Genomic DNA, 851 nt, shown 5'->3' with positions numbered 1-851 from the left:
TGGGGAACCTGGTCCGGCGTTGTTGCCGACCACCGCGACCCTGCAGGCCGAGGGTGTGGTGTCGCCGGAGCACGCGCGGGTGATCATGCGGGTGATGGACCGCATCCCCAATGCGGTGCCCGTCGAGACGCAGGCCGAGGCCGAACAGCAGCTCGCCCGCGCGGCGAGCCAGATGCCGCCGGAGTACGTGAGCAAGGTCGGGCACGTGCTGCTGTCGTGCCTGGACCCGGACGGGGTCCTCACCAGCGACGACGACCGCGCCCGACGCCGCGAGCTGTGGGTGGGCAAACAACGCGTGGACGGTATGAGCGAGATCAAGGGCGTGCTGGATCCGCAGTTGCGGGCGTTGTTGGATGTGGTGTTGGCGAAGTGGGCGCGGCCGGGGATGTGTAATCCCGAGGATCCCTACAGCCCCCGGATGGGACCCGCAGCCGTCGACAAAGACACAGTGGAAGCGGCGGCGCGGCGGGATCGGCGTAGTGCCGGGCAGCGTAACCACGACGCGGTGAAAGCGTTCCTGGCTGCTGGGGGTGGTCCGGAGAACCTCGGGAGTCATCGGGGTGTGCCGGTGTCGGTGGTGTTGACGATGAGTGTGACCGACCTGCAGGCCGGGGCCGGGTACGCCCACACCGCGTCGGGATCGGTGATGTCGGTTCGGGACGCGTTGCGGATGGCCGAGGGCAGCTATCCGTTGTTGATGCTGTTCGACGGCAAAGGACTCCCGTTGCATTTGGGGCGGGGGAAGTATCGGTTGGCGTCGTCGTGGCAGCGGTTGGCGTGTATCGCCGCTGATCGGGGCTGTACGCGTCCGGGGTGTGAGGCTCCGGCGACGATGTGTGCGGTGCATCATA

Annotated in this window: 1 protein-coding gene; it reads left to right on the top strand. The window is 67.8% G+C overall.

Annotated elements, in window-relative coordinates:
- On the top strand, positions 1-851 hold an 851-nt coding region (locus QJS31_RS37255), incomplete at both ends, for a DUF222 domain-containing protein (protein WP_306359030.1).

Origin of the sequence: Nocardia sp. CC213A (assembly GCF_030766805.1) — a bacterium.
Lineage (GTDB): Bacteria > Actinomycetota > Actinomycetes > Mycobacteriales > Mycobacteriaceae > Nocardia > Nocardia otitidiscaviarum.
This window is presented reverse-complemented; position numbering and strand designations above follow the sequence as displayed.